This window comes from Citrobacter sp. Cs237 (assembly GCF_030332325.1).
GTDB lineage: Bacteria > Pseudomonadota > Gammaproteobacteria > Enterobacterales > Enterobacteriaceae > Citrobacter_A > Citrobacter_A sedlakii.
Genome location: NZ_JAOWIB010000109.1, coordinates 421,092 through 447,394, shown reverse-complemented (window position 1 = coordinate 447,394; position 26,303 = coordinate 421,092). Strand labels below are relative to the sequence as shown.

The following is a 26,303-nucleotide window of genomic DNA, read 5'->3' as shown; positions in this document are numbered from 1 at the left end:
GATGTCGTGGAATGTTATAATATCACAATTCACACAAACGTTACGATGATTGGTCGCATTATGTTACATAAAAATACGCTTCTTTTCGCTGCATTATCCGCCGCTCTTTGGGGTGGTGCAACCCAGGCTGCAAACGCCGCCGTTGTTGCCTCGCTTAAGCCAGTAGGTTTTATCGCGTCGGCGATTGCCGACGGCGTGACGGAGACGGAGGTATTACTTCCGGACGGGGCATCCGAGCATGATTATTCACTGCGTCCATCGGATGTAAAACGCTTACAGGGCGCGGACTTAGTCGTCTGGATTGGTCCGGAAATGGAAGCGTTCATGGAAAAACCGGTGAGTAAAATCCCGCAGGCGAAACAGGTAACGATTGCGCACCTGAATGACGTGAAACCGTTGCTCATGAAAGGCGCGGATGACGACGAGGATGAACACGATCATGACGCTGCGCACGGTGAAAAAGGTGATGCGCATCACCATCATGGCGAGTACAACATGCATCTTTGGCTTTCCCCAGAGATAGCGCGGTCTACAGCGGTTGCAATCCATGAAAAATTAGTGGAACTTATGCCGCAAAGTCGAGCCAAACTTGACGCCAACCTGAAAGATTTTGAGGCACAATTAGCCGCAACCGATAAGCAGGTCGGTAACGAGCTGGCACCGCTCAAGGGTAAAGGTTATTTTGTTTTTCATGACGCCTATGGCTATTACGAAAAACACTACGGGCTGACTCCGCTGGGTCACTTTACCGTAAACCCTGAGATACAACCTGGTGCGCAGCGTTTACATGAAATACGAACACAGTTGGTTGAGCAAAAAGCAACCTGCGTTTTTGCTGAGCCGCAGTTCAGGCCAGCGGTCGTCGAAGCCGTTGCGAGAGGGACATCCGTTCGAATGGGAACGCTGGATCCGCTCGGGACGAATATCAAACTGGGTAAAACGAGCTATTCCGCGTTCTTAAGCCAATTAGCGAACCAGTATGCGAGCTGCCTGAAAGGAGATTAATGAGGAAGTGAATACGTGCAACAGATAGCCCGCTCTGTCGCTCTGGCATTTAATAATCTGCCAAGACCCCATCGCGTTATGCTGGGGTCCCTTACCGTTCTTACGTTGGCCGTCGCTGTATGGCGGCCCTATGTTTACCACCCCGATTCCGCCCCCATCGTTAAAACCATCGAACTGGAAAAAAGCGAAATTCGTTCTCTGCTTCCAGAGGCCAGCGAGCCTATCGATCAGGCTGCGCAGGAAGATGAAGCTATTCCGCAGGATGAGCTGGACGATAAAATTTCGAGCGAAGCGGGCGTTCATGAATATGTTGTCTCCACTGGCGATACGCTGAGCAGTATCCTGAATCAGTACGGCATTGATATGAGCGATATCACTCAGCTTGCCGCGTCGGATAAAGAACTGCGTAACCTGAAAATCGGTCAGCAGCTTTCGTGGACGCTGACAGCCGATGGCGATTTACAGCGCCTGACCTGGGAAATGTCGCGTCGTGAAACCCGAACCTACGATCGGACGGCGGCAAACGGTTTTAAAATGACGGCGGAAACGCAACAGGGCGACTGGGTCAACAGCCTGCTGAAAGGCACCGTCGGCGGCAGCTTTGTCGCCAGCGCCAGAAACGCCGGCTTGACCAGTTCAGAAATCAGCGCGGTTATTAAAGCTATGCAGTGGCAGATGGACTTCCGCAAGCTGAAGAAAGGCGATGAGTTTGCGGTGCTGATGTCGCGTGAAATGCTTGACGGCAAGCGTGAACAGAGCCAACTGCTGGGCGTGCGTCTGCGTTCTGCGGGCAAGGATTATTATGCGATCCGCGCTGAAGACGGGAAGTTCTACGACCGCAACGGTACCGGCCTGGCGAAAGGCTTCCTGCGTTTCCCGACGGCCAAACAGTTCCGCGTCTCCTCTAACTTTAATCCGCGTCGTACTAACCCGGTTACGGGACGCGTTGCGCCGCACCGTGGCGTTGATTTCGCTATGCCGCAGGGTACGCCAGTACTTTCCGTCGGTGACGGCGAAGTGGTCGTGGCGAAGCGCAGCGGCGCGGCGGGTTACTACGTGGCGGTGCGTCATGGTCGTACCTATACCACTCGCTATATGCACCTGCGTAAACTGCTGGTTAAACCTGGGCAGAAAGTGAAACGTGGCGATCGTATCGCGCTTTCCGGTAATACCGGACGCTCTACGGGGCCGCATCTGCACTATGAAGTGTGGATTAACCAGCAGGCGGTGAACCCTCTGACGGCGAAACTGCCGCGTACGGAAGGGCTGACCGGTAAAGATCGTACGGATTACCTGGCGCAGGTGAAAGAAGTTCTGCCACAGTTACGTTTCGATTAACCCTTACGCGCAGAAAGCCGGTACGCAATGGTGTGCCGGCTTTTTTATTTTGTGCGCGGCAGGGTGCGCCGCTACACTATCATCAGATTTATTGTTTGCGTCATCAGGCACTGGACGAGCATGGAAACAAAAAAAAATAATATTGAGTACATCCCTGAATTTGAAAAATCCTTTCGCCATCCCCGTTACTGGGGCGCCTGGTTGGGCGTCGCGGCAATGGCGGGCATCGCCTTAACGCCAGCCTCTTTTCGCGACCCGCTGCTCGCAAAGCTGGGGCGTTTTGCCGGACGCATGGGCAAAAGCTCGCGTCGTCGTGCGCTGATCAATTTATCGTTGTGCTTTCCCGAACGAAGCGAAGCGCAACGCGAGGCCATTGTTGATGAGATGTTCGCCACCGCGCCGCAGGCGATGGCAATGATGGCGGAGCTGGCGATACGCGGCCCTGAAAAAATACAGTCACGCGTTGACTGGGAAGGGCTGGAGATCATCGACGAGATGCGTCGTAATGACGAAAAGGTGATATTTCTGGTGCCGCACGGCTGGGGTGTGGATATTCCGGCGATGCTGATGGCTTCGCAGGGGCAGAAAATGGCGGCGATGTTCCATAACCAGGGAAATCCGGTGTTTGATTATGTCTGGAACACGGTGCGTCGTCGTTTCGGCGGTCGTCTCCATGCGCGTAACGACGGCATCAAGCCGTTTATACAGTCGGTGCGCCAGGGTTACTGGGGCTACTACCTTCCCGATCAGGATCACGGTCCGGAACACAGCGAGTTTGTCGATTTCTTTGCAACGTACAAAGCGACGCTGCCAGCGATTGGTCGCCTGATGAAAGTGTGCCGCGCGCGCGTCATCCCCCTGTTCCCGGTCTATGACGGTAAAACCCATCGCCTGACTATTCAGGTTCGCCCGCCGATGGACGATCTGTTGACCGCTGACGACAACACTATTGCCCGTCGGATGAACGAGGAAGTGGAAATCTTTGTCGGCCCGCACCCTGAGCAATATACCTGGATCCTGAAGCTGCTGAAAACACGCAAGCCGGGTGAAATCCAGCCATACAAGCGCAAAGAGCTGTATCCCATCAAATAAAAAAAAACCTCTCGTCAGAGAGGTTTTTTTACTCACAGCAGAGGACGGCGGCTTCATCTGCCCATGCCTGTACGGGCATGGGCCGGAGAAACCGGGCAAACATCACGTTACTCTACGGTCAGAATGCGTGTGGTATTGGTAGATCCGATGGTGCTCATCACATCACCCTGGGTCACGATCACCAGATCGCCGGAGACCAGATAGCCTTTGTCGCGCAGCAGGTTTACCGCTTCGCTTGCAGCCACCACACCGTCAGCCGCGCTGTCAAAATGTACCGGCGTAACGCCACGATACAGAGACGTCAGGTTCAGCGTGCGCTCATGGCGGGACATGGCGAAGATCGGCAGACCGGAACTGATGCGAGAGGTCATCAGCGCGGTACGACCAGACTCGGTCATGGTGATGATCGCAGTCACGCCCTTCAGATGGTTCGCGGCGTACATGGCGGACATTGCAATGGCCTCTTCCACGTTGTCGAACTGAACGTCCAGACGGTGTTTAGAGACGTTGATGCTCGGGATTTTTTCCGCGCCGAGGCATACGCGCGCCATTGCGGCGACGGTTTCCGCAGGGTACTGGCCCGCGGCTGTTTCTGCTGACAGCATGACCGCATCGGTCCCATCCAGCACGGCGTTAGCCACGTCCATAACTTCCGCACGGGTAGGCATAGGGTTGGTGATCATCGACTCCATCATCTGGGTGGCGGTAATCACCGCGCGGTTCAGCTGACGCGCGCGACGAATCAGTGCTTTCTGAATACCGACCAGCTCCGGATCGCCAATCTCAACGCCGAGGTCGCCACGGGCAACCATCACCACATCGGAGGCCAGAATGATGTCATCCATCGCGTTCTGATCGCACACCGCTTCAGCACGTTCCACTTTGGCAACGATTTTCGCATCACAGCCCGCGTCACGCGCCAGGCGACGCGCGTAGTTCAGATCTTCGCCGCAGCGCGGGAAGGAGACGGCGAGATAATCAACGCCGATCAGCGCGGCAGTGACGATATCCGCTTTGTCTTTTTCGGTCAGCGCTTCCGCAGACAGACCGCCGCCCAGCTTGTTAATGCCTTTATTATTGGAAAGCGGTCCACCGACGGTTACCTCGGTGAACACTTTCATGCCCTGAACTTCCAGCACTTTCAACTGAACGCGTCCGTCGTCGAGCAGAAGAATGTCGCCAGGCACGACGTCCGCCGGCAGTCCTTTATAATCGATGCCGACTTTCTCTTTGTCGCCTTCGCCTTTGCCGAGGTTGGCGTCTAACAGGAATTTATCGCCGATGTTGAGGAAAACCTTGCCTTCTTTGAAGGTTGAAACACGAATTTTTGGCCCCTGGAGGTCTCCCAGAATCGCCACGTGGCGTCCCAGTTTGGCGGCAATCTCACGAACTTTATCCGCGCGCATTTTATGATCTTCTGGCGAGCCGTGAGAGAAATTCATGCGCACCACGTTGGCGCCCGCGGCGATAATCTTCTCAAGATTGTTATCGCGGTCAGTAGCCGGGCCTAAGGTGGTGACGATCTTGGTTCTGCGAAGCCTTCTGGACATGTAATACTCCGTTAACTAAAACAACTTGGTGTTGCGTGAATATTGATCCGGCGGTTCTGAAAACCTTTACATAGCATAGCGAACAAAACCGGATGACGAAAAAAGGTCGTACTTATTATTGCTGTTAGCGGTTATCACTCTTGATGAGTAATTCTTTATCAAAACGCGATTCCTTAAGCGCTTCCTTGACACGCTTCAAGTTATCTCTGAATTTTGCCCCACGACGCAAAGTAAATCCTGTTGCCAGCACATCTATCACGGTCAACTGCGCAAGTCGAGAGACCATGGGCATATAAATGTCAGTATCTTCCGGTACATCCAGGGTAATCGCCAGCGTGGCTTCTCGGGCCAGCGGCGTACCGGCGGAGGTGAGAGCAATGACCATCGCATCGTTTTCGCGCGCCAGTTGCGCCAGCTCAACCAGACTTTTGGTTCGCCCGGTGTGAGAGATCAGTACGACCACATCATCGTCGCTACAATTCATACAGCTCATCCGTTGCAGCACGATATCGTCCGAATAGATCACCGGGACGTTGAAGCGGAAAAACTTATTCATCGCGTCATGAGCGACGGCGGCAGAGGAACCGAGGCCGAAAAATGCGATTTTTTTCGCCTGAGTGAGGAGATCTACCGCGCGGTTAACCGCCGACTTGTCCAGTGACTGGCGAACATGATCGAGGCTTGCCATCGCGGATTCAAAAATTTTTCCCGTATATGACTCTACGCTGTCATCTTCATCGACATTGCGATTTACATACGGAGTGCCATTTGCCAGACTTTGCGCCAGATGCAGTTTAAAATCCGGAAACCCCCGGGTCTCCATACTGCGGCAGAAGCGGTTGACGGTAGGTTCGCTGACGTTGGCTTCCTGAGCAAGGGTCGCGATACTGCAGTGAATCGCCCGTTCTGGCGAGGCAAGAATAACATCGGCGACTTTGCGTTCAGATTTGCTTAAATGTTCCAGTTGAGACTGGATTTTTTCCAGCATATTCATGATGTAAACTCAAGGATATGACGATTTCAGTAATACAGGAAATCGAGCGGCGATTTTGGTAGATAGTACCCCTGCTGGCCCATGAAGGGGGGAAAATGGTCAGTATAGTTGTTGTTTTTTTTCATAACATGATCAGCATCTTATTTTGTCCTGATGTCATGCTTACAAAAACGACACCCCTTTTTACACGATCGCGCCACTCAACAACAAAACGGCGCGACGATCGCCAACCGCACGGGTGGTTAACCGTTTACGGTTTCAGGATTCACGTAAAAGCAGTACAGTGCACTGTAATAAAATTACAAGTAATGCCTGGCAACGCACCAGGATAGCTAACTAAGGAGAATGACATGGCGGTAACGCAAACAGCCCAGGCCTGTGACCTGGTCATTTTCGGCGCGAAAGGCGACCTTGCGCGTCGTAAATTGCTGCCTTCCCTGTATCAGTTGGAAAAAGCCGGTCAGATCAACCCGGAGACCCGCATTATCGGGGTAGGGCGCGCGGACTGGGATAAAGAGGCCTATACCCGGGTTGTTCGTGAAGCCCTTGAAACCTTCATGAAAGAGAAGATCGACGAAAGTTTATGGGATACCCTGAGCGGTCGTCTGGATTTTTGCAATCTGGACGTCAATGACACCGCGGCGTTTACCCGTCTGGGCGACATGCTGGACCAGAAAAACCGTACCACCATTAACTACTTCGCTATGCCGCCAAGCACCTTTGGCGCGATTTGCAAAGGTCTGGGCGAAGCCAAACTGAATGCCAAACCGGCGCGCGTGGTGATGGAAAAACCGCTGGGAACATCGCTGGCGACATCGCGCGAGATCAACGATCAGGTTGGCGAGTATTTTGAAGAGTGCCAGGTTTACCGTATTGACCACTATCTGGGGAAAGAGACGGTTTTAAACCTGCTGGCGTTGCGTTTTGCCAACTCGCTGTTCGTCAACAACTGGGATAACCGCACGATTGATCATGTGGAAATTACCGTTGCCGAGGAAGTGGGGATCGAAGGCCGCTGGGGCTACTTTGACCAGGCAGGCCAGATGCGCGATATGATCCAGAACCATCTGTTGCAAATCCTGTGCATGATTGCGATGTCTCCGCCGTCCGATCTCACCGCAGACAGTATTCGTGACGAAAAAGTGAAGGTGTTAAAGTCGCTGCGTCGCATTGATCGTTCCAACGTGCGTGAAAAAACGGTCCGCGGCCAGTACACCACCGGCTTTGCCCAGGGTAAAAAAGTACCGGGTTATCTGGAAGAAGAAGGCGCGAACAAGAGCAGTAACACTGAAACGTTTGTGGCGATTCGCGTGGACATCGACAACTGGCGCTGGGCGGGCGTGCCGTTCTACTTGCGTACCGGCAAGCGTTTGCCGACCAAATGCTCCGAGGTGGTGGTGTACTTCAAGACGCCTGAACTCAACCTGTTCAAAGAGTCATGGCAGGATCTGCCGCAGAACAAACTGACCATCCGTCTGCAGCCGGATGAAGGGGTGGATATTCAGGTATTGAACAAGGTGCCGGGCCTCGATCACAAGCACAACCTGCAAATTACCAAGCTCGATCTGAGCTACTCCGAAACCTTCAATCAGACGCATCTGGCGGATGCTTACGAGCGGTTGCTGCTGGAAACCATGCGCGGCATTCAGGCGCTGTTCGTGCGTCGCGACGAAGTGGAAGAAGCATGGAAGTGGGTGGACTCAATTACCGAAGCATGGGCAATGGACAATGACGCGCCGAAACCGTATCAGGCCGGGACCTGGGGACCTGTCGCCTCGGTGGCGATGATCACCCGCGACGGGCGTTCCTGGAATGAATTCGAGTAAAAGCGTCCCTGCTACTAAGGTGTTATTTTACCGGTAACATGATCTAACACAGATTGTAGAACAATTTTTGCACTTTTAAGCCTCGCGTGGATTCACCCGCGGGGCTTTTTTTATTACACTGCCTGAAACGATTTTGCCCCTGAGCTACTGCTTGCCAGCGTTTTCCGGGTCCCGGGACCCATTGATGAATGTTGCTAAACCGGTCGCTCTGACAAATAAATTTCAGGAGCCGTTATGAATCCGAATTTGTTACGCGTAACACAGCGCATTATTGAACGTTCTCGCGAGACCCGTTCTGCCTACCTTGCTCGTATTGAGCAGGCCAAATCTTCAACCGTTCACCGCTCGCAGCTGGCGTGCGGCAACCTGGCGCATGGCTTTGCCGCCTGCCAGCCGGAAGATAAAGCCTCCCTGAAAAGCATGTTGCGTAACAATATCGCGATCATCACCTCATACAACGACATGCTCTCGGCGCATCAGCCTTATGAACACTATCCGGATATTATTCGTAAAGCGCTGCACTCGGCGAATGCGGTCGGACAGGTGGCGGGCGGCGTTCCGGCAATGTGTGATGGCGTAACGCAGGGGCAGGACGGTATGGAACTTTCCCTGCTGAGCCGTGAAGTGATCGCGATGTCGGCGGCGGTTGGACTGTCGCACAACATGTTTGACGGTGCGCTGTTCCTCGGCGTGTGCGACAAAATTGTGCCGGGCCTGGTGATGGCTGCGCTGTCGTTTGGTCACCTGCCGTCAATCTTTATCCCATCAGGCCCGATGGCCAGTGGTTTAGCGAATAAAGAAAAGGTGCGTATTCGTCAGCTGTACGCTGAAGGGAAAGTGGATCGGATGGCGCTGCTGGAGTCGGAAGCGGCCTCTTACCATGCGCCAGGCACCTGTACCTTCTACGGAACGGCCAACACCAACCAGATGGTGGTGGAATTTATGGGCATGCAGCTGCCGGGATCCTCTTTTGTGCATCCGGATGCGCCGCTGCGTGAAGCGCTGACCGTGGCGGCGGCGCGTCAGGTGACGCGTCTGACCGGTAACGGCAACGACTGGATGCCGATCGGTAAAATGATCGATGAAAAAGTGGTGGTCAACGGGATTGTCGCGCTGCTGGCAACCGGAGGTTCCACCAACCACACAATGCACCTGGTGGCAATGGCGCGTGCGGCAGGCATTCAGATTAACTGGGATGACTTCTCGGATCTGTCGGACGTCGTGCCGCTGATGGCGCGCCTGTACCCGAACGGTCCGGCAGACATTAACCACTTCCAGGCGGCGGGTGGCGTACCGGTGCTGATGCGCGAACTGCTAAATGCGGGCCTGCTGCATGAAGACGTCAATACCGTGGCGGGTTTCGGTCTGAAGCGCTACACCCTGGAACCGTGGCTGAATAACGGTGAGCTTGACTGGCGTGATGGCGCACAGAAATCACTGGACAACAATGTCATTGCCGCTTTTGATCAACCGTTTTCCCATCACGGTGGAACGAAGGTACTGAGCGGGAATCTGGGTCGCGCAGTCATGAAAACGTCTGCGGTGCCGGTTGAGAATCAGATTATCGAAGCCCCCGCCGTGGTCTTCGAAAGCCAACATGACGTTTTACCGGCCTTTGAAGCAGGTCTGCTGGACAAAGATTGCGTCGTGGTTGTCCGTCATCAGGGACCAAAGGCGAACGGAATGCCAGAATTACATAAACTCATGCCGCCACTTGGTGTATTATTGGACCGCTGTTTCAAAATTGCGTTAGTTACCGATGGACGGCTTTCGGGTGCTTCAGGTAAAGTGCCTTCAGCCATCCATGTTACCCCGGAAGCCTACGACGGCGGCCTGCTGGCGAAAGTGCGCGATGGCGACCTTATTCGGGTGAACGGACAGACAGGGGAATTAACGCTGCTGGTTGATGACGCGGAACTTGCCGCCCGCCAGCCTCACATTCCGGATCTGAGCGCTTCGCGTATCGGTACCGGTCGTGAGATGTTTAGCGCGCTGCGTGAAAAACTTTCCGGCGCGGAGCAGGGCGCAACCTGTATCACTTTTTAAGACTCATTTTGTAATCAGGCGAGAGAAAAACTCTGATGAAAAACTGGAAAACAAGTGCAGAAGCAATCCTGACCACCGGCCCGGTTGTCCCGGTGATCGTGGTGAATAAACTGGAACACGCTGTGCCGATGGCAAAAGCGTTAGTTGCCGGTGGTGTGCGCGTACTGGAAGTCACGTTACGTACCGCCTGTGCGATGGATGCTATCCGCGCTATCGCCAAAGAGGTGCCGGAAGCCATTGTCGGCGCGGGTACCGTACTCAACCCGCAGCAACTGGCGGACGTCACTGCTGCCGGCGCGCAGTTCGCCATCAGCCCGGGTCTGACCGAGCCGTTACTGAAAGCGGCAACGGAAGGTACGATCCCGCTTATTCCGGGGATCAGCACGGTTTCTGAACTGATGCTGGGAATGGACTACGGCCTGAAAGAGTTTAAATTCTTCCCGGCGGAAGCCAACGGCGGCACCAAAGCGCTGCAGGCGATTGCGGGTCCGTTCTCACAGGTACGTTTCTGCCCGACCGGCGGCATTTCTCCGGCCAACTACCGTGATTACCTGGCGCTGAAAAGCGTGCTGTGTATCGGCGGTTCCTGGCTGGTGCCGAACGATGCGCTGGAAGCGGGTGACTACGACCGTATTACCCGCCTGGCGCGCGAAGCAGTAGAAGGCGCGAAGCAGTAATTAGCGGTTATGTCGTTTATCAGGCCTACGCGCGGCTGTAGGCCTGATGGCGATTCAACCTTTGACAATCACCTGACGGGCCGCGTCTTTTGCGCTCATCACTGCCGCGTCAACGTTTTCTCCTGTCGCCAGGACGACCCCCAGACGACGGGTTCCATCGATTTCCGGCTTACCGAATAAGCGTATCTGCAAGCCTGCGCCAACCGCATTCTGCACCTGGTCAAACGTGACGTTCTGGCTGGACAATGACGGTAAAATCACCGCTGAAGCTGACGGCCCGTACTGGCGGATAGCGCCCACCGGCAGACCGAGAAAGGCGCGTACGTGAAGGGCAAACTCGGATAGATCCTGCGAAATCAGTGTCACCATTCCGGTGTCGTGTGGACGAGGGGAAACTTCGCTAAAAATGACCTCATCGCCGCAGACAAACAGCTCAACGCCAAACAGCCCGTGGCCGCCTAATGCCAGCACCACTTTACGTGCAATCTCCTGGGCGCGTTCGAGGGCCAGCGCGCTCATCTGCTGCGGCTGCCAGGATTCACGGTAGTCGCCATCTTCCTGACGATGGCCCACCGGCGCGCAGAAATGCACGCCGTCGACGGCGCTAACGGTCAACAGGGTAATTTCGAAGTCGAAATTCACCACGCCTTCCACTATCACTCGCCCGGCCCCCGCGCGACCGCCTTGCTGCGCATACGCCCAGGCCTGGGCCAGTTGTTCTTCGGAACGGATAAAACTTTGTCCTTTGCCGGAGGAGCTCATTACCGGTTTCACAATGCAGGGATAGCCAATTTCGCTGACGGCCTCACGAAAGCTGGCTTCGCTGTCGGCAAAACGGAAAGGGGACGTGGGCAGCGCCAGCGCCTCCGCCGCCAGGCGGCGAATACCTTCACGGTTCATCGTCAGTTGTGTCGCGCGGGCGCAGGGGACAACGTTCAGACCCTCCTGCTCCAGTTGTACCAGCATGTCAGTGGCGATAGCTTCGATTTCCGGTACGATAAAATGCGGTTTCTCCTGTTCAACCACACGTCGCAGGGCGTTCCCGTCCAGCATATTGATGACGTGAGAACGGTGCGCGACATGCATCGCTGGCGCGTCGCCATAACGATCGACCGCGATAACCTCAATGCCGAGGCGCTGGCACTCTATCGCCACTTCTTTACCCAGCTCGCCGGAACCTAACAACATCACCCGAGTGGCTGCCGGACGCAGCGCTGTACCTAATAACGTCATACAAATATCCCCCGATAAAATTGGCCGCAGTATATACGAAAACGTTTGCGTCTGTCTTTATTACCAGGTTGATTTCAGGCCGCAAATGGAATATACTGTATATAAATACAGTAATATTGAGAGGCTGCAAAATGGCGGTTGAAGTTAAATACGTAGTCATTCGTGAAGGTGAGGAAAAAATGTCATTTACCAGCAAAAAGGAAGCCGATGCGTATGACAAGATGCTGGACACGGCGGATCTGCTTGACACCTGGCTTGAACAGTCGCCGTTAGCGCTGGAAGACGAACAGCGTGAAGCGCTTTCCCTGTGGCTGGCAGAACAGAAAGATGTCCTGAGCACTATTCTCAGAACCGGCAAATTGCCATCGCCGCAGGTGGTTGAGTCCGCGGAAGACGACACCCAGGCCGCCTGAGTCTGACTTGCGCTCCTGCCGTTTTGTACCATGCTTTTTTCTGAGTCAACGCAATGGGCTATGGAGAAAAACATGAACAAAACGGGCGCGCTGCTGAGCCTGCTGCTGGTTGCCAGCGCATCGGCGTATGCAGCCAGTACAGACAGCAAAACGGTCAAATTTCCTCAGTGTGAAGGGCTGGATGCCGCGGGCATTGCGGCGAGCGTTAAGCGCGATTATCAACAAAATCGTATTGCGCGCTGGCCTGACGATCAAAAGCATGTTGGTCAGGCCGATCCTGTTGCCTGGGTTAACCCGAAAGAAATTACCGGCCAGGATGGAAAATGGCAGGTGCCGCTGACCGTACGCGGCAAAAGCGCGGATATACACTATAACGTCAGCGTCGATTGCAAAGCCGGCAAGGCGGAGTATCAGCCGCAGTAACGTCATAATTTGCGCATCTTTTGCAGGAAAATACATTTCCTGACATCCCCTCGGGTACGATTTGAAGATTCATTGTCAGTACTTGAGGGGCAAAAATGGCTAACTGGCTAAATCAATTACAATCTTTGCTTGGACAGAGCGGAGCGTCTTCGTCGTCTTCCTCTTCCGGTCAGCAAGGATTAAGTAAACTGTTGGTTCCCGGCGCGCTGGGTGGCCTGGCAGGTTTACTGGTCGCAAATAAATCTTCCCGTAAATTACTCAGCAAATATGGCACTGGCGCGCTGCTCGCGGGCGGTGGCGCGATTGCTGGCACAGTATTATGGAACAAGTACAAAGACAGAGTGCGTGCCGCCCATCAGGACGAGCCGCAATTTGGCGCGCAGAGTTCGCCGCTGGATGTGCGCACCGAGCGTTTGATCCTGGCGCTGGTTTTCGCTGCAAAAAGCGATGGTCATATTGATGCGAAAGAGCGCGCCGCTATCGAGCAGCAGTTGCGTGAAGCGGGCGTGGAAGAGCAGGGGCGCGTGTTCATCGAGAAGGCTATTGAGCAACCGCTCGATCCGCAGCGTCTGGCCGAGGGCGTTCGCAACGAAGAAGAAGCGCTTGAGGTTTACTTCCTGAGCTGTGCGGCCATTGATATTGATCACTTTATGGAGCGCAGCTACCTTAACGCGCTGGGCGATGCGTTGAAAATCCCGCAGGATGTCCGCGAAGGTATTGAACAGGATCTCAAACAGCAAAAGCTGGCGTTACCCGGCTAACCGCTGAATGCAGCATGTTTCGCTTGCATCATTCGTGAGTTTTGCCACCCTTAGAGGATGTATAATCACGAAAGAACAGTGACATGCTGCCGAAAGCCAATCGTATTCCCTACGCCATGACGGTCCATGGCGATACACGCATCGATAATTATTACTGGCTGCGGGACGATAGCCGCTCGCAGCCGGAAGTCCTTGACTACCTGCGCCAGGAAAACGCCTACGGGCATCAGGTCATGTCCACCCAGCAGGCATTGCAGGACCGCGTACTGAAAGAAATTATCGATCGCATTCCCCCGCGCGAAGTCTCCGCGCCTTATGTGAAGAACGGTTATCGCTATCGCCATATTTACGAACCGGGCTGCGAGTACGCCATTTATCAGCGTCAGTCGGCGCTCAGTGAAGAATGGGATGAATGGGTCACGCTACTTGACGGCAACAAACGGGCGGCGCATAGCGAGTTTTACACCCTTGGCGGGCTGGCTATTACTCCTGACAACTCGATTATGGCGATAGCGGAAGATTACCTGTCCCGCCGTCAGTACGGGATTCGTTTCCGTAATCTTGACAGCGGCAACTGGTATCCGGAAATGCTCGATAACGTCGCCCCCGAGTTTGTCTGGGCGAATGATTCTCTGACCTTCTATTATGTGCGCAAGCATGCCACAACGCTGTTGCCTTACCAGGTCTGGCGCCATACCGTTGGCACGCCGTCGAATCACGACGAACTGATCTACGAAGAAAAAGACGATACGTTTTACGTCAGCCTGCATAAAACAACCTCGCAGCATTACATTGTGATCCATCTTGGTAGCGCGACGACCAGCGAAGTGCGGCTGCTGGATGCCGAGTTGGCCGACGCTGAACCGTTCGTCTTTTTGCCGCGTCGTAAAGATCACGAGTACAGCCTTGATCATTACCAGCACAAGTTCTACCTGCGTTCGAACCGTGACGGCAAAAACTTCGGTTTGTATCGCACTCGCGTTCGTGACGAAAAAAAATGGGAAACGCTGATCCCGCCGCGGGACGCTATCATGCTGGAAGGCTTTACCCTGTTTACTGACTGGCTGGTTGTGGAAGAGCGGCAGCGCGGACTGACCAGCCTGCGGCAAATTAACCGTAAAACGCGAGAAGTCATAGGCATCGCCTTTGATGATCCGGCTTATGTCACCTGGCTTGTTTATAACCCGGAGCCGGAAACCTCACGGCTGCGTTACGGCTACTCTTCCATGACCACGCCCGACACACTGTTTGAACTGGACATGGACACCGGTGAGCGTCGGGTGATTAAGCAAACGGAAGTGCCCGGTTTCGACGCCGCAAACTACCGAAGCGAGCACGTGTGGATAACCGCGCGCGACGGCGTCGAAGTGCCGGTATCGTTGGTCTACAACCAAAAGTATTTTCGTAAGGGGCAAAATCCGCTGCTGGTCTACGGCTACGGGTCGTATGGCTCCTGTATGGATGCCGATTTCAGCAGTAGCCGCTTAAGCCTGCTGGATCGCGGCTTCGTCTATGCCATTGTCCATGTGCGAGGCGGCGGTGAGTTGGGACAGCAGTGGTACGAAGACGGTAAATTTCTTAAGAAGCGCAATACGTTCAATGATTATCTTGATGCGTGCGACGCGCTGCTCGCGTTGGGTTTTGGCTCGCCTTCGCTCTGTTACGCTATGGGCGGCAGCGCCGGTGGTATGCTGATGGGGGTTGCCATTAACGAACGTCCCGAGCTTTTTCATGGTGTGATTGCCCAGGTGCCTTTTGTTGATGTGGTCACGACGATGCTGGATGAGTCGATCCCGCTGACGACCGGGGAATTTGAGGAGTGGGGAAACCCGAAAGATCCTCAGTATTACGCGTATATGAAAAGCTACAGCCCTTACGATAACGTCACCGCACAGGCTTACCCTCACATGCTGGTCACGACCGGGTTACATGACTCGCAGGTGCAATACTGGGAGCCGGCGAAATGGGTGGCAAAACTGCGCGAGTTGAAAACCGACGATCGCTTATTGCTGCTTTGCACTGACATGGATTCGGGACACGGCGGGAAGTCAGGTCGCTTTAAATCGTATGAAGGCGTAGCGCTGGAATTCGCTTTTCTGATTGGCCTGGCCCAGGGGACGTTACCGGGGCAAGGCGAGCATTAAGCGTTTTCCAGATAGTGCTTTAATGTTAAGCGCAGCTCCGGGCTCATGCTGTCGAGATTATTAAACAGCCAGCGCAGATAGCCCGGATCGCGCTCTGCGATCTCAGACACCGGTTTACCGCGGTATTTGCCAAAGGTGAAGGTGGTGAGCAGCGCCGGACGTCCGGTAATCTCGACCATCTGCTCTGGCGTCCAGCCTGAACTGTTCATGATATCGATTAGCAAGGCCGCCGTAATATAGCAATCGTATAATGCGCGGTGGTGGTGCAGGCCGGCCGGTGTTTGCACGTTCAGCTTACGGGATTTATACAGCGCCATATTGCTGTATTTGATGCCGGGCCACAGCCGACGCGACAGCTTCATGGTGCAAATCCACTCACCCGGCATATCCGGGAGCACGCGCCGGTCGAAGCTGGCGTTATGCGCAACGTACCACTCGCTTCCGTAATAGTGCGGAATAATCTCTTCAATCCAGGGTTTATCGGCCACCATCGCTTCGGTAATACGGTGGATCGCCATCGCCTGAGGGGAAATAGGGCGGTCAGGACGCACCAGGTGGCTCATCGGGTTGACGATCTGACCATCGATTACGTCGACAGAGGCGATCTCGACAATCCCGCCCTGTAAGCCACAGGTTTCTGTATCGATGATGCGTAGCATGTAACACTCCTGACCGAAAACGACTAGCGTAATGGAATGATATCACCTTGCCAACCCCGTGGGGTGCGCTGTCCCGTTAATAACAGCGGACCGCGGTCAGCGCGAACGATAAGTCGACCACTTTCATCCCATAATGCGCTGTTGCCACGCGCATTGGCCATCAGTACGGCAATCGAAAATTTATGAGAAAAGTTTTGCAACCGTGACGTTGAGGAGAGTAATTCTGGCTCGCCGACGCTCTGGCTGGTGGTGAACAGTGAAAACGCCGGGTCCAGATCCATGCCTTCCGGTTGATCATCCACCACGCGTATCGTTTTAAGATCGTTGCCAAGGCAAGCGCCAAGACTGTGATGATAGGTACGCGGCGCGGTCATCCACGGCGCAAAAACGGCCATGCCTTTGACAAAGCGCTCATTATGCTCCACGGGAAGGCCGGCAATGATTGTCATACGATGATGCGCTGCAGCCCAGGACAACGGTTGGAGCAGACTGGCATCCGGCGGCGCAGGTAACGCCTTTCGGTCGTCAGCGCAGCCGGACAATGAAAGGGATGGAAAGACCAGCAAATTGCAGTGTTGTTGGGCCGCCGCTTCGATAAAGGCGAGATGCTGTGCAACGCGCTCGCGGACAGGTGTTTTTAGGGGTTCATACTGCGCGGCAGCGATTTTCCAGTTCGACATAATGACTTCCTTTTCATAGTGTCTACAATCGTTCTTAAATGATAGATTAAGAATAGACTTATACTGTAGCAGGCAATATGTAAGGATATGTAACTTTAAAGCAAAACGTTATTTTACTTTTGGCTCATACGGTAAACGTGACAACGTCACAGACGTCAGGCGGTGGGCGATAAGACGCTCGCGGAACCAGTCGCGCAGATGCTCTGGCTGTTCGCGCTCCACAACCTCGGCGACGACGGGCATGTTATAGCGTTCTTTAAACGCCACGCCAGCGGCCGCCAGATCGACATTCACTTTATCCATTTCAGCTTGTTCAAGCTGAGCGAGATTTTTTTGCATGGTCTTCTCCTTAGGTATTGCGCGCAAAAGTTACTAAGAGACCGACGCGATGGCAAGTCGCAATTGATGCGTCTCGACTCAAACATTATAGAGGGTTATCCTCTGAAGATAAGACATAACAAAAAGGAATAGTTGATATGGTCACTCCTGCACGTACGCTCCTGTTTCTGACCGCCATGCTGACGACGCCCGTAGTCTGGTCGCATGCGCATCTGACGCATCAGTATCCGGCTGCCGATGCCAATGTAACCGCCGCGCCGCAGGCGCTCACCCTTAACTTTTCTGAAGGGATTGAGCAAGGTTTCAGCGGTGTGACAATTACCGGTCCAAAGCAGGAGGCTATCAAAACACGGCCCGCCAGGCGCAACGAACAGGATAAAACGCAACTGATTGTGCCCCTTGATGACGCACTGCCGCCGGGGACGTATACGGTTAACTGGCACGTTGTGTCCGTTGATGGCCATAAAACCAAAGGGCAGTACACGTTTAGCGTGAAATAAGTATGCTGTCGCTCACCTGGGTCACGCTTCGTTTCATTCATTTTACCGCGCTGATGCTGATATTTGGCAGCGCGCTTTACGGTGCGTGGCTGGCGCCGGTGGCGCTTCGTCGTCTGATGAATTGCCGGTTTTTACGTCTGCAACAGTACGCTGCTGGCGCGAGTTTTCTGACTGCGGCGCTGATGCTGGCAGTGCAGGGCGGTTTGATGGGCTCCGGGTGGCAGGATGTATTCTCTGTGTCAATCTGGCGCGCGGTTCTGCTAACCCAGTTCGGCGGCGTCTGGCTATGGCAAATTATTCTCGCCCTTGTGACGCTGGTGGCAGCGCTTCTCGTTCCGCGAAATTTACCGCGACTGCTGCTGATTTTAGCGTTTGCCCAGTTTGCATTGCTGGCGGGCGTCGGCCATGCCACGCTGCATACAGGCATTTCAGGCGCGCTACAGCGGAGCAATCACGCGCTGCATTTGCTCTGTGCTGCGGCCTGGTTTGGCGGTCTGATGCCAGTCCTCTACTGTATGCGCCTGGCAAAAGGCCGTTGGCGTCAGCAGGCCATCGCCGCCATGATGCGTTTCTCGCAATATGGTCATCTCGCCGTGGCGGGCGTGTTGATCACCGGGATCGCGAATGTCGTATTTATTCAGGGATTCTCCCTCCCCTGGCGAAGCGGCTGGGACCAGTTGCTTTTGTTAAAATGTGCACTTGTGGTGCTAATGGTGGCAATCGCGTTGCTGAATCGGTATGTTCTCGTACCACGGATGCGGCTGGGACATTGCCGTATCAATCAGTATTTTATCTGGATGACAAAAATTGAATGGGGTATGGGAGCGGCGGTTCTGGCGATTGTCAGTCTGTTCGCGACTCTGGAACCGTTCTGAAGGACAGGCAAAATTCATGAAAAAAATGATTCTTTCTTTGCTGCTGTTGGTTAGCTCCGGCGCGGCGCTGGCGGCACCGCAGGTCATTACTGTTAGCCGTTTTGAAGTGGGCAAAGATAAGTGGGCGTTCAATCGGGAGGAAGTGATGCTGACATGTCGACCGGGAAACGCGCTGTATGTGATCAATCCGAGTACGCTGGTCCAGTATCCGCTTAATGATGTGGCGCAGCAGCAGGTGGCCAGCGGAAAAACCAACGCTCAGCCTATTCACGTTATTCAAATAGACGATCCGGCAAAGCCAGGGGAAAAAATGAGTCTTACGCCCTTTATCGAACGCGCCGAAAAACTCTGCTAATTACCAAAAATATCTTTCTGATTTCCAATAAAAAACCGCAAGTATCGTCGAAACGCGCTTGCGGTTTTTGCTTTTTAGCACATGACGGATGCCTGTTTTTTCCAACCACTTTCGCCATGGACTGGAAAACCTGGCGTCGTCATCTATTCTTATAAGGCAAGGCGACTTAGCCTGCATTAATGCCAACTTTTAGCGCACGGCTCTCTCCCAAGAGCCATTTCCCTGGACCGAATACAGGAATCGTATTCGGTCTCTTTTTATCTGCCTTTAGGCGATATCGCGTGAAAGGCAGGCCCGTCATCACCAGTAAGCTGGCGTTACGGTCAGTTTTGTTATACCACAGCAAAAAACGGTTTAACATTTCTTTTACGAAAAATCAGTGCTTCTATCACGTCCAGTCGGCGACGCTGGAAGCAGAGTTGTCGTGGAGTGGGGCGTCAACGGCCGAACTCACTTGTGTTGCGAAGTGAGCAAGCCTCCATTGTGAAAAAGTCCCTGCAGGTTACGTACACCGACTTTCTGATAGATGCGCGAACGATGCGCATATATGGTTTTAGGGCTTACGTTAAGGGCTTTCGCGATGCTCTCAACCCGTTTACCTTTCAGAATCATACGAATGATCTGATGCTCGCGTCGGGTGAAACGCGACAATAGCTGATTGCTGGTGATGTTGATATTTTGGGGCGCGCGTTTTTGCAAAATAAAGTCTCGCAAATTTTTTTTGATCTCTGCCACTGGCGCGCCTTTAGCTAAGCAACAGTCAACCTCGGCAATAGGCAATTCCTTATGGATAACAAGCATCATCGAACCGAAAATTTTCATTCCCTGAATTAAGTTAAGCACCTGGGAATTGCCGATCAGCCGCACATCGTAATCTGCGATAAGCAGTCTGTCTTCATTTTGAATCATATCCTGAAAGTTCATGTGAAATACACTCTCACAATGTACGACGTTATAAAGCACTCCTTTTTCGCTCAGGATCTCTGGCAGCATTGAATGGATGATATGCTTTATCGCCATAAAGAAGTAGCGGTCAGTCGTAATAACAGTAATTGTTGACTCATGACATAAGCGTTCAGCGACAGGGCTCAATTTCTTACCCATTTTACTCTCCATAACGGGGCCATATCCTTTTATTACCTTTTCTCCATTCGCATGATTAATCACCACGTATAGAGAATCAATGTTTGTTTTTGCGGGAAAAATCCTGGCATAAAAAGATAACGATTTCTGGGTATTTACAGTTCAATGCAATGCGGCGACTAGCTTTTCGACTTTTACGCGAAAAGAAAAATATTTACACTGCCAATTTCTATTACGTATAATTATATGAATTCAATGGGAATTTTATGTTCGTCTTTTAACAAGTCTATTACTATTACGTAGATTAATTATCTTTTATTAACTATCACTGAATCTACTGACTGTGTCTGCATTAAGAAAACTCTTATTTTATGCGCGTTTTTCATGCCTGTATGTGCCATAAACGGGTTAAAATTGTATGCAAAAACACCAATACGGTGGATTTACTTTCTTTTGAAAGCATCATTTGTGAAAAATTATCTACCACATTACTTTTTGATATCATTTTGTTAACATTGTCGGGTGGGATAGGTTTCTTTTTTATTGACAGTAAACGGAAACGTGCCTGGTCAAATTCCTCGTACGTAGAAAAGTACCTGGACCATGTCATCAATAGGCATATTAGGATTTTTTTCTTAATTTTTTTGCGGTGTTGTGTTCTGTCTGGCAATTAGAATGTGTGCAGATAAATCATTTTCAATGATTTATCGTTCAACGCGTTCGAAATTGATTGTCAGACTAATTTCTTAATCTGCATTTTTATTTAAATTCAAAATAAAGAATTTTGTCCTATTTTTAAGCTAAAGTCTTAATCGACCTTTACTGAGATAATTCGCTGCTTTAGTATTTATTTGTCGAAGGCCTAATAAAACTTAGGGTACATCTACGTTCAGCCGCTGTGATATGTGGTCTGGGCTTATATCATCCTTCGCAAAGAAAAGGGTATTAATAGAAGTGGTTTAATACTCGTGCTACTGCAATTTATTCCGCGTGAATATTTTAATATACATGGAGTTTGTACAATGAGCATCAAAAAAACGTTTCTGGCTGCCGCTTTAATTGCTGGAGGATTTGGCACGCAGGCACAGGCCGCTGATGGTACGATTTATTTTGAAGGTAAACTGACCGGCACTACCTGTGATATCACCGTTGACGGCCAGGCTTCACCTGCAACAGTCGTTCTGCCGGAAGTCAGCACCTCTCTGCTGCAGACTGAAGGTCAGACAACGGCGGATACCGGTTTTAATATCCAGCTTGCTAACTGCACGGGCGTCACCAGCACATCAACGGCGGCGGCATTCTTCGAAAACGGTTCTACGGTTGACACGACTACCTTTAACTTGCTGAACACTGACGAAAGTGTGCCTGATGGCGCGACCAATGTTCAGCTGCAGTTGGTTGACAAACTGACAGACCTGCCGCTGCAGGTGGGCCACACTAACCAGACAACTACTACTTCACGCATTGATATGAGCAGCGGCGCAGCCAGCCTGCCTTACACCGTGCGTTATTACGCAATGGGCGCGACAACGCCTGGAACAGTGAAAAGCCAGGTTAACTTCAGTATCGATTACGAATAATCATAACGGAAAGATATTTTCATTATGACTGCAGGCGAGCGTAATGCTCGCCTGAAAAAAGGACTTGAGCGATGAAAATGAAATTACTGCCCCTTATCTTTGCCTTGTTTTCCACGCTTGTGGTCTTTTCCGCAAACAGTGCGGTTATTATTGCCGGCACTCGCGTCGTGTATCCAGAAAAGGATAAAGAAGTTTCCATCAAGATGACCAATAATGGCAAATCACCGGTATTAATCCAGTCGTGGATAGATTCCGGCGATCGTCATTCCCGTCCGGATAATGCCAGGGCTCCCTTTACGTTGACGCCTCCTATTAACCGCGTCGATCCCGGAAAAGGGCAGTCATTGCGGATACGTTATACCGGCGAGACCTTGCCAAAAGATAAAGAGTCTATCTTCTATCTCAATGTACTGGAAATCCCGGCAAAGGTGAAAAACGCCGAGGATAAAAGCATGCTGCAAATGGCTTTTCGTTCTCGTCTGAAGCTTTTTTATCGACCGTCCGGGCTGGCGATGACCGCCAGTGATGCCCAGCAGCAGGTGAAATGGACGCGTCAGGGCACGACGGTAACCGCCAATAATCCCACCCCATATTTTATTAATGTCGCTTACTTTTCTGAGGATCGTGACGGGAAAGTCAGTATTGGCAACGGCGGGATGCTGGCGCCTGGCGAGGTAAAAACCTTTCAGCTCAGCCGTGCTGCGGGTAATTACTATCCCTTCATCATTAACGACTATGGCGCTATGCGTCTTATTGAAACTGAAAAAAAGTAATGCCGAATACAAAATTATAAAGTGCAGTTACAGGAAGATATCATGGAACGGAACCTTAATTTAACCATCACCGGCACAATGACGCTTTGTCCTCTTGCGATTGCCATTGCTACCGCCTGTTTTTCTGTTGCCTGTGCGGCTGATACTTCTTTCGTTGAATTCAATACCAATTTTATTAGTCCTGATAGCAAAAACCGTATTGATATCGCTCGTTTTCAGAAAGGTGTCCCGATCCCCGGGAAATATAACGTTGAAGTGATTATCAACGACGTTGCCATGGGGCAGTATGACCTGCAGGTATCAAATGGATCAGGTCAGAATGTCGACGGTGACATATGTCTGTCGAAAAAAACATTTATCAATCTTGAATTTAATACCGAGAAACTCTCAAGGGAATCGCTTAAGCTCCTCAACCGCGCGGAGGATAATGACTGTTTGCCGATAAATCAGATCCTGCCCGAAGCATCGTTCGAGCTGGATACCGGTGAACAAACGCTTAGTCTCGCGATTGCCGATATCTACTTAATTAAGCGCCCGCGTGGTTACGTTAACCCGGCATTATGGGATCAGGGGATCACCGCCGGTATTCTGAACTACAATGCGAACTTTTACCGCAACGTAACCTCGCATAACGAAAGCGATGCGATTTATGCCGGGATTAACAGCGGTTTTAACCTGTTAGGCTGGCATTTTCGCCATAACGGCAGTCTGAGCTGGCAGGAAGACTTTGGCCGTCATTACCAGGCCCTGGATACCTACGTGCAGCGTCATATTCCAGAGATAAGCAGTAAATTAACGCTGGGCGATGCCCACACCACGGGCGAACAGTTTGATACCCTGGCGTTTCGCGGTATTCAACTCGCGAACGCGGAGCAGATGCTGCCTAATTCCCAGCGTGGCTATGCGCCGTTAATTACCGGTATTGCCAGAACCAACGCCAGGGTAAAAGTGATGCAGCAGAACCGTTTGTTGTACGAGACGACGGTTGCGCCTGGCGCGTTCGAAATTAACGATCTCTTTTCCACGGGTTACGGTGGTGAACTTGAAGTCATTGTGGAAGAAGCCGACGGTTCAGTACAGCGTCAGCTCGTGCCGTTTGCCTCCACCAGTAATCTCTTGCGCCCTGGCATCACGCACTACAGCGCTACCCTCGGTACGTTGCGTAAAGGCTGGGTCGAGGATGAACCTTTTCTCGCCGAGTTCACCTGGCGTCGGGGGCTGTCCAATCGATTCACCGCGTATACCGGTATTCAGGGAAACGAGGACTACAAAGCCGGGCAAGTGGGGTTGGCCATGGGGACCCATGTTGGCGCCTTTTCATTCGATGTGACCCATGCCAGGAGCACATTACCGAAAGAGTATGACCGCTTTGGCAAAACGATGTCCGGGGAAAGCTATCAGCTGAAATACAGCCATTCTATTGTACAAACCGGCAGCAATATCAGCGTGGCGGCCTACCGGTTTTCTACCGAAGGCTACATGAACTTTATGACGGCGATGCAACTGCGAGAGGCGCTGAATCATTGTGATAGCCGGCTCGAGGTTTATCGTCCCAAGAGCCGTCTGGGGATCACGGCTAACCAGCGACTTCCTGATGGTTGGGGGAATTTTTATGCCAGTATTTACCAACAGAATTACTGGAAACAGCATGGGCAGGATCGCCAGTATCAGCTTGGCTATAACAATCACATCGGCCGGGTTAACTATAGCCTGAGCGCCAGCCGTAACCGCAATGGCGAGGGTGACTATGAGACCCGTTATATGCTTAGCCTGAGTATTCCTTTCTCAAGCGGTAGTCCGTTTAGCCAGATGTCCGTCAACCTCAACCGCGACAACGATGGGCGCATGCGCGAACAGATTGGGGTAAGCGGGACGGCGCTGGACAACAATGCCTTCAGCTACAGCGTCAGTGCCGCCAACGCCAATAAAGGCGGAACCCGCAGCGCGGCCTTTAACAGTTCGTTGCGCACCCCGTACACCACGCTACAGACCGCAGCAGGGGCAGGCAAAAACTACCACAACTATTCACTGGGCGTGAACGGTACGGCTGTCCTGCACAGCGGCGGTCTAACCCTGTCGCCATACACCGCCGATACCGTGGCGCTGGTCGAAGCGAAGGGGGCGAAAGGGGCGGCTGTCAGCAGCTATCCGGGAGTCAGCATCGATCGTTTTGGCTATGCCGTCGTGCCTTATCTGAACGCCTGGCAAATGAACGAAGTCAGCCTCGATCCGAAAGGCTTACCCGACGACATTGAGTTAAATCTGACCAGCCAGAAAGTGGCGCCATACAGCGGCGCGGTCGTTAAGCTTCAGTATGGCACCACAGTGGGAACACCGGTGCTGATTGTCCTGGACGAAAACAGCAAAGTACCGTTCGGCGCGGATGTCTATGACAGCAGTCAAAATTCTGTCGGCGTTGTGGGTCAGGGAAGACGTATTTTTGCTCGCCTGGCAGAGCAGAGTGGTCAACTGAACGTGCGCTGGGGAGAGTCGGCGCATCAACAGTGCCTGCTCAACTACCAATTACCGTCTCGCGATAAAACGGACAGCCGCGGCATGCTGACCATCAATGGTCGCTGTGTGTCGCAGTGACCCCGTGAACCGGCCATGTGATTTAAGGAAAAACGTCATGCAAATCAAACCCGCCTTTTGGCGCTATGTTGGCGCCACTGGTTTTCTGTGCTGCGCCATGCTGTATAGCCATCCGGCAAACGCCCTGGTGACCTGTTCAGGGACAAGAATAAATAATGTCGACAGTGAAATCATTCCTCAGGATTACGTCGAACTCAACGTTCCTATTCTTTCCGATCGCGTCACGGTAAGTGCCCTTCGCGATCTCCCTTTTGGCTCTGAGTTATTTTCGCAGCGGATAATAAACACGGGCGCTGTGGGCTTAGGATACAGTGATTGCACATCAAGTACGGGTAGCAATGAAACTTTTTACGTAAACGGTAGACTAGAATTTGAAAATGGCGGACCGGCGACCGTCGGTCAGTATCAGGGGTTTGACATTTATGAAACGGGAACACCTGGTGTCGGTTTTTCACTGGTCTGGCGCGACAATACCGTCAACCGTTCTCTTCCTGTCGAAAAAATCTCGTCGCCGAACTCGTTAGACATGCCCTTCGCCAACGTTGTCGCGCCAGGTGCCGGTTATATCATGTTTGTGCTGGTCAAAACGGGGGATATTCCTGCAGGGACATGGACGCTGCCTGTCACTATTCCCCCGATTATTACTTACGCTTTTCCCGGCCAAAATATGGCGGCGGACTTTCAGGTAAAGGGTCAACGTATTCGTATTAGCGGTAACCTTAATGTCGTTGCTGGCAGTTGTCAGACACCGGATGTGCATGTGCAGTTAGGGGAGTATGAGATAACTGATGCGATGAACCGATCTAACTGGTATTCGCCGTGGAAAGATTTCAACATTCAATTGATCAATTGCCCGGTGATGGCCGGACGCTATGAGAATGCTTTTAATTATTTGAGTCCCAGCAGCAGTTGGGCCGGTGAAGGCAGCAGCAATACCTTTGTTGAGGACCCCTGGTATCCCAGCGTCATCGCCTATCGCCTCGATCCGATTAACGAAGTGGGGGTAACCTACATTGGTCAACCCTGTGTTAAAACCGATCCTGAGCCGAATGGTTCAGAGGGGCTCTGTATTGAGATCGAGGATCCGATACTGCCAAATCATACAAGCGCGTTAGCATCCAGCAGTTTCGATTGGCGAGGTAAGGCTTTTTTGAATCAGTATTACCTGGGCAGTAACGCGACAAGTTATACAATTCCGCTGCGTGCGCGCTATTCCCGCCTTCGCGAAGCTACCGGCGGCACTGTGCTTCCAGTAAAAGCCGGCACGGCAAATGCAGCCGTGGAATTTACCATCTTCTACGAGTAAACAATCGTTCATTAATACGCAGCCCCTGGCGGCTGCGTAGCTTTCTTCCCGCCAGGCGA

General features: G+C 52.4%; 24 protein-coding genes. 17 read left to right on the top strand and 7 right to left on the bottom strand.

The window, feature by feature from the left end:
- Nucleotides 1-60: 60 nt before the first annotated feature.
- The 3 genes from znuA to lpxM all read left to right on the top strand — a co-directional run bounded on the left by znuA (nt 61) and on the right by lpxM (nt 3,435).
- A complete protein-coding gene (gene znuA, locus OGY07_RS22290) occupies nt 61-1,005 on the top strand; it encodes a zinc ABC transporter substrate-binding protein ZnuA (protein WP_042288205.1) in 945 nt (314 codons plus the stop codon).
- Nucleotides 1,006-1,020: 15 nt separating this feature from the next.
- Nucleotides 1,021-2,343: a murein DD-endopeptidase MepM gene (gene mepM, locus OGY07_RS22285; RefSeq protein ID WP_042287880.1), complete on the top strand. Its 1,323-nt coding sequence runs from the start codon at nt 1,021-1,023 to the stop codon at nt 2,341-2,343.
- Nucleotides 2,344-2,463: 120 nt separating this feature from the next.
- Nucleotides 2,464-3,435: a lauroyl-Kdo(2)-lipid IV(A) myristoyltransferase gene (lpxM, locus tag OGY07_RS22280; protein ID WP_042287878.1), complete on the top strand. Its 972-nt coding sequence runs from the start codon at nt 2,464-2,466 to the stop codon at nt 3,433-3,435.
- 107 nt (nt 3,436-3,542) lie between these two features.
- Here the strand turns inward: lpxM and pyk are convergent, their stop codons facing one another.
- Nucleotides 3,543-4,985, bottom strand: a complete 1,443-nt coding sequence (gene pyk, locus OGY07_RS22275) for a pyruvate kinase (protein ID WP_042287875.1) — start codon at nt 4,983-4,985, stop codon at nt 3,543-3,545.
- Between the two features lie 124 nt (nt 4,986-5,109).
- Nucleotides 5,110-5,979, bottom strand: coding sequence for a MurR/RpiR family transcriptional regulator (locus OGY07_RS22270; RefSeq protein WP_042287873.1), 870 nt, complete (start codon nt 5,977-5,979; stop codon nt 5,110-5,112).
- A 350-nt stretch (nt 5,980-6,329) separates the two neighbouring features.
- On the opposite strand from OGY07_RS22270, the gene zwf reads away from it, so the two are divergent.
- The 3 genes from zwf (at nt 6,330) to kdgA (ending at nt 10,528) form a co-directional block, all read left to right on the top strand.
- Nucleotides 6,330-7,805 (top strand): glucose-6-phosphate dehydrogenase, encoded by a 1,476-nt coding sequence (zwf, locus tag OGY07_RS22265; protein WP_060569584.1) that lies wholly within the window; start codon nt 6,330-6,332, stop codon nt 7,803-7,805.
- A gap of 234 nt (nt 7,806-8,039) precedes the next feature.
- Nucleotides 8,040-9,851: a phosphogluconate dehydratase gene (gene edd, locus OGY07_RS22260; protein ID WP_042287869.1), complete on the top strand. Its 1,812-nt coding sequence runs from the start codon at nt 8,040-8,042 to the stop codon at nt 9,849-9,851.
- Between the two features lie 35 nt (nt 9,852-9,886).
- On the top strand, nt 9,887-10,528 hold the full coding sequence (gene kdgA, locus OGY07_RS22255; protein WP_042287867.1) for a bifunctional 4-hydroxy-2-oxoglutarate aldolase/2-dehydro-3-deoxy-phosphogluconate aldolase: 642 nt from the start codon (nt 9,887-9,889) through the stop codon (nt 10,526-10,528).
- A gap of 54 nt (nt 10,529-10,582) precedes the next feature.
- On the opposite strand, the gene purT is transcribed toward kdgA, so the two are convergent.
- Nucleotides 10,583-11,761, bottom strand: a complete 1,179-nt coding sequence (gene purT / locus OGY07_RS22250; RefSeq protein ID WP_286603217.1) for a formate-dependent phosphoribosylglycinamide formyltransferase — start codon at nt 11,759-11,761, stop codon at nt 10,583-10,585.
- A 131-nt stretch (nt 11,762-11,892) separates the two neighbouring features.
- Between purT and yebG the strand changes: the two genes are divergently transcribed.
- The 4 genes from yebG (at nt 11,893) to ptrB (ending at nt 15,502) form a co-directional block, all read left to right on the top strand.
- On the top strand, nt 11,893-12,174 hold the full coding sequence (yebG, locus tag OGY07_RS22245; RefSeq protein WP_042287862.1) for a DNA damage-inducible protein YebG: 282 nt from the start codon (nt 11,893-11,895) through the stop codon (nt 12,172-12,174).
- Between the two features lie 72 nt (nt 12,175-12,246).
- On the top strand, nt 12,247-12,597 hold the full coding sequence (gene yebF / locus OGY07_RS22240; RefSeq protein ID WP_181821529.1) for a protein YebF: 351 nt from the start codon (nt 12,247-12,249) through the stop codon (nt 12,595-12,597).
- Between the two features lie 95 nt (nt 12,598-12,692).
- Nucleotides 12,693-13,358 (top strand): tellurite resistance TerB family protein, encoded by a 666-nt coding sequence (locus tag OGY07_RS22235; protein ID WP_042287858.1) that lies wholly within the window; start codon nt 12,693-12,695, stop codon nt 13,356-13,358.
- 83 nt (nt 13,359-13,441) lie between these two features.
- Nucleotides 13,442-15,502 carry an oligopeptidase B gene (gene ptrB, locus OGY07_RS22230; RefSeq protein ID WP_286603210.1) on the top strand — a complete coding sequence of 687 codons (2,061 nt, stop codon included), beginning with the start codon at nt 13,442-13,444 and terminating at the stop codon, nt 15,500-15,502.
- On the opposite strand, the gene exoX is transcribed toward ptrB, so the two are convergent.
- The 3 genes from exoX to OGY07_RS22215 form a co-directional block, all read right to left on the bottom strand.
- Nucleotides 15,499-16,161: an exodeoxyribonuclease X gene (gene exoX, locus OGY07_RS22225; protein ID WP_042287853.1), complete on the bottom strand. Its 663-nt coding sequence runs from the start codon at nt 16,159-16,161 to the stop codon at nt 15,499-15,501. The two genes, ptrB and exoX, sit on opposite strands and share 4 nt — an antisense overlap.
- 23 nt (nt 16,162-16,184) lie before the next feature.
- Nucleotides 16,185-16,841 carry a carbon-nitrogen hydrolase family protein gene (locus tag OGY07_RS22220; protein WP_042287851.1) on the bottom strand — a complete coding sequence of 219 codons (657 nt, stop codon included), beginning with the start codon at nt 16,839-16,841 and terminating at the stop codon, nt 16,185-16,187.
- A 108-nt stretch (nt 16,842-16,949) separates the two neighbouring features.
- Entirely contained in the window at nt 16,950-17,180 is a 231-nt protein-coding gene (locus OGY07_RS22215) for a DNA polymerase III subunit theta (protein ID WP_042287849.1), read from the bottom strand.
- Between the two features lie 137 nt (nt 17,181-17,317).
- Between OGY07_RS22215 and yobA the strand changes: the two genes are divergently transcribed.
- From yobA to OGY07_RS22200, 3 genes are read left to right on the top strand one after another with little or no spacing between them, the layout of a single operon-like run.
- Nucleotides 17,318-17,680, top strand: coding sequence for a CopC domain-containing protein YobA (gene yobA, locus OGY07_RS22210; protein WP_286603206.1), 363 nt, complete (start codon nt 17,318-17,320; stop codon nt 17,678-17,680).
- Between the two features lie 2 nt (nt 17,681-17,682).
- Nucleotides 17,683-18,555, top strand: coding sequence for a copper homeostasis membrane protein CopD (gene copD / locus OGY07_RS22205; protein WP_286603204.1), 873 nt, complete (start codon nt 17,683-17,685; stop codon nt 18,553-18,555).
- Nucleotides 18,556-18,571: 16 nt separating this feature from the next.
- A complete protein-coding gene (locus tag OGY07_RS22200; protein WP_042287842.1) occupies nt 18,572-18,910 on the top strand; it encodes a YebY family protein in 339 nt (112 codons plus the stop codon).
- Nucleotides 18,911-19,360: 450 nt separating this feature from the next.
- Here OGY07_RS22200 and OGY07_RS22195 read toward each other — a convergent pair whose 3' ends face one another.
- On the bottom strand, nt 19,361-20,014 hold the full coding sequence (locus OGY07_RS22195; RefSeq protein ID WP_060569590.1) for a helix-turn-helix transcriptional regulator: 654 nt from the start codon (nt 20,012-20,014) through the stop codon (nt 19,361-19,363).
- 1,001 nt (nt 20,015-21,015) lie between these two features.
- On the opposite strand from OGY07_RS22195, the gene OGY07_RS22190 reads away from it, so the two are divergent.
- The 4 genes from OGY07_RS22190 (at nt 21,016) to OGY07_RS22175 (ending at nt 26,244) form a co-directional block, all read left to right on the top strand.
- A complete protein-coding gene (locus tag OGY07_RS22190; protein ID WP_082636783.1) occupies nt 21,016-21,573 on the top strand; it encodes a fimbrial protein in 558 nt (185 codons plus the stop codon).
- 71 nt (nt 21,574-21,644) lie between these two features.
- Nucleotides 21,645-22,346, top strand: coding sequence for a fimbrial biogenesis chaperone (locus tag OGY07_RS22185; protein ID WP_229264050.1), 702 nt, complete (start codon nt 21,645-21,647; stop codon nt 22,344-22,346).
- 42 nt (nt 22,347-22,388) lie between these two features.
- Nucleotides 22,389-24,938, top strand: a complete 2,550-nt coding sequence (locus tag OGY07_RS22180; protein ID WP_286603194.1) for a fimbria/pilus outer membrane usher protein — start codon at nt 22,389-22,391, stop codon at nt 24,936-24,938.
- 37 nt (nt 24,939-24,975) lie between these two features.
- Nucleotides 24,976-26,244, top strand: a complete 1,269-nt coding sequence (locus OGY07_RS22175) for a fimbrial protein (RefSeq protein ID WP_286603192.1) — start codon at nt 24,976-24,978, stop codon at nt 26,242-26,244.
- Nucleotides 26,245-26,303: the final 59 nt, after the last annotated feature.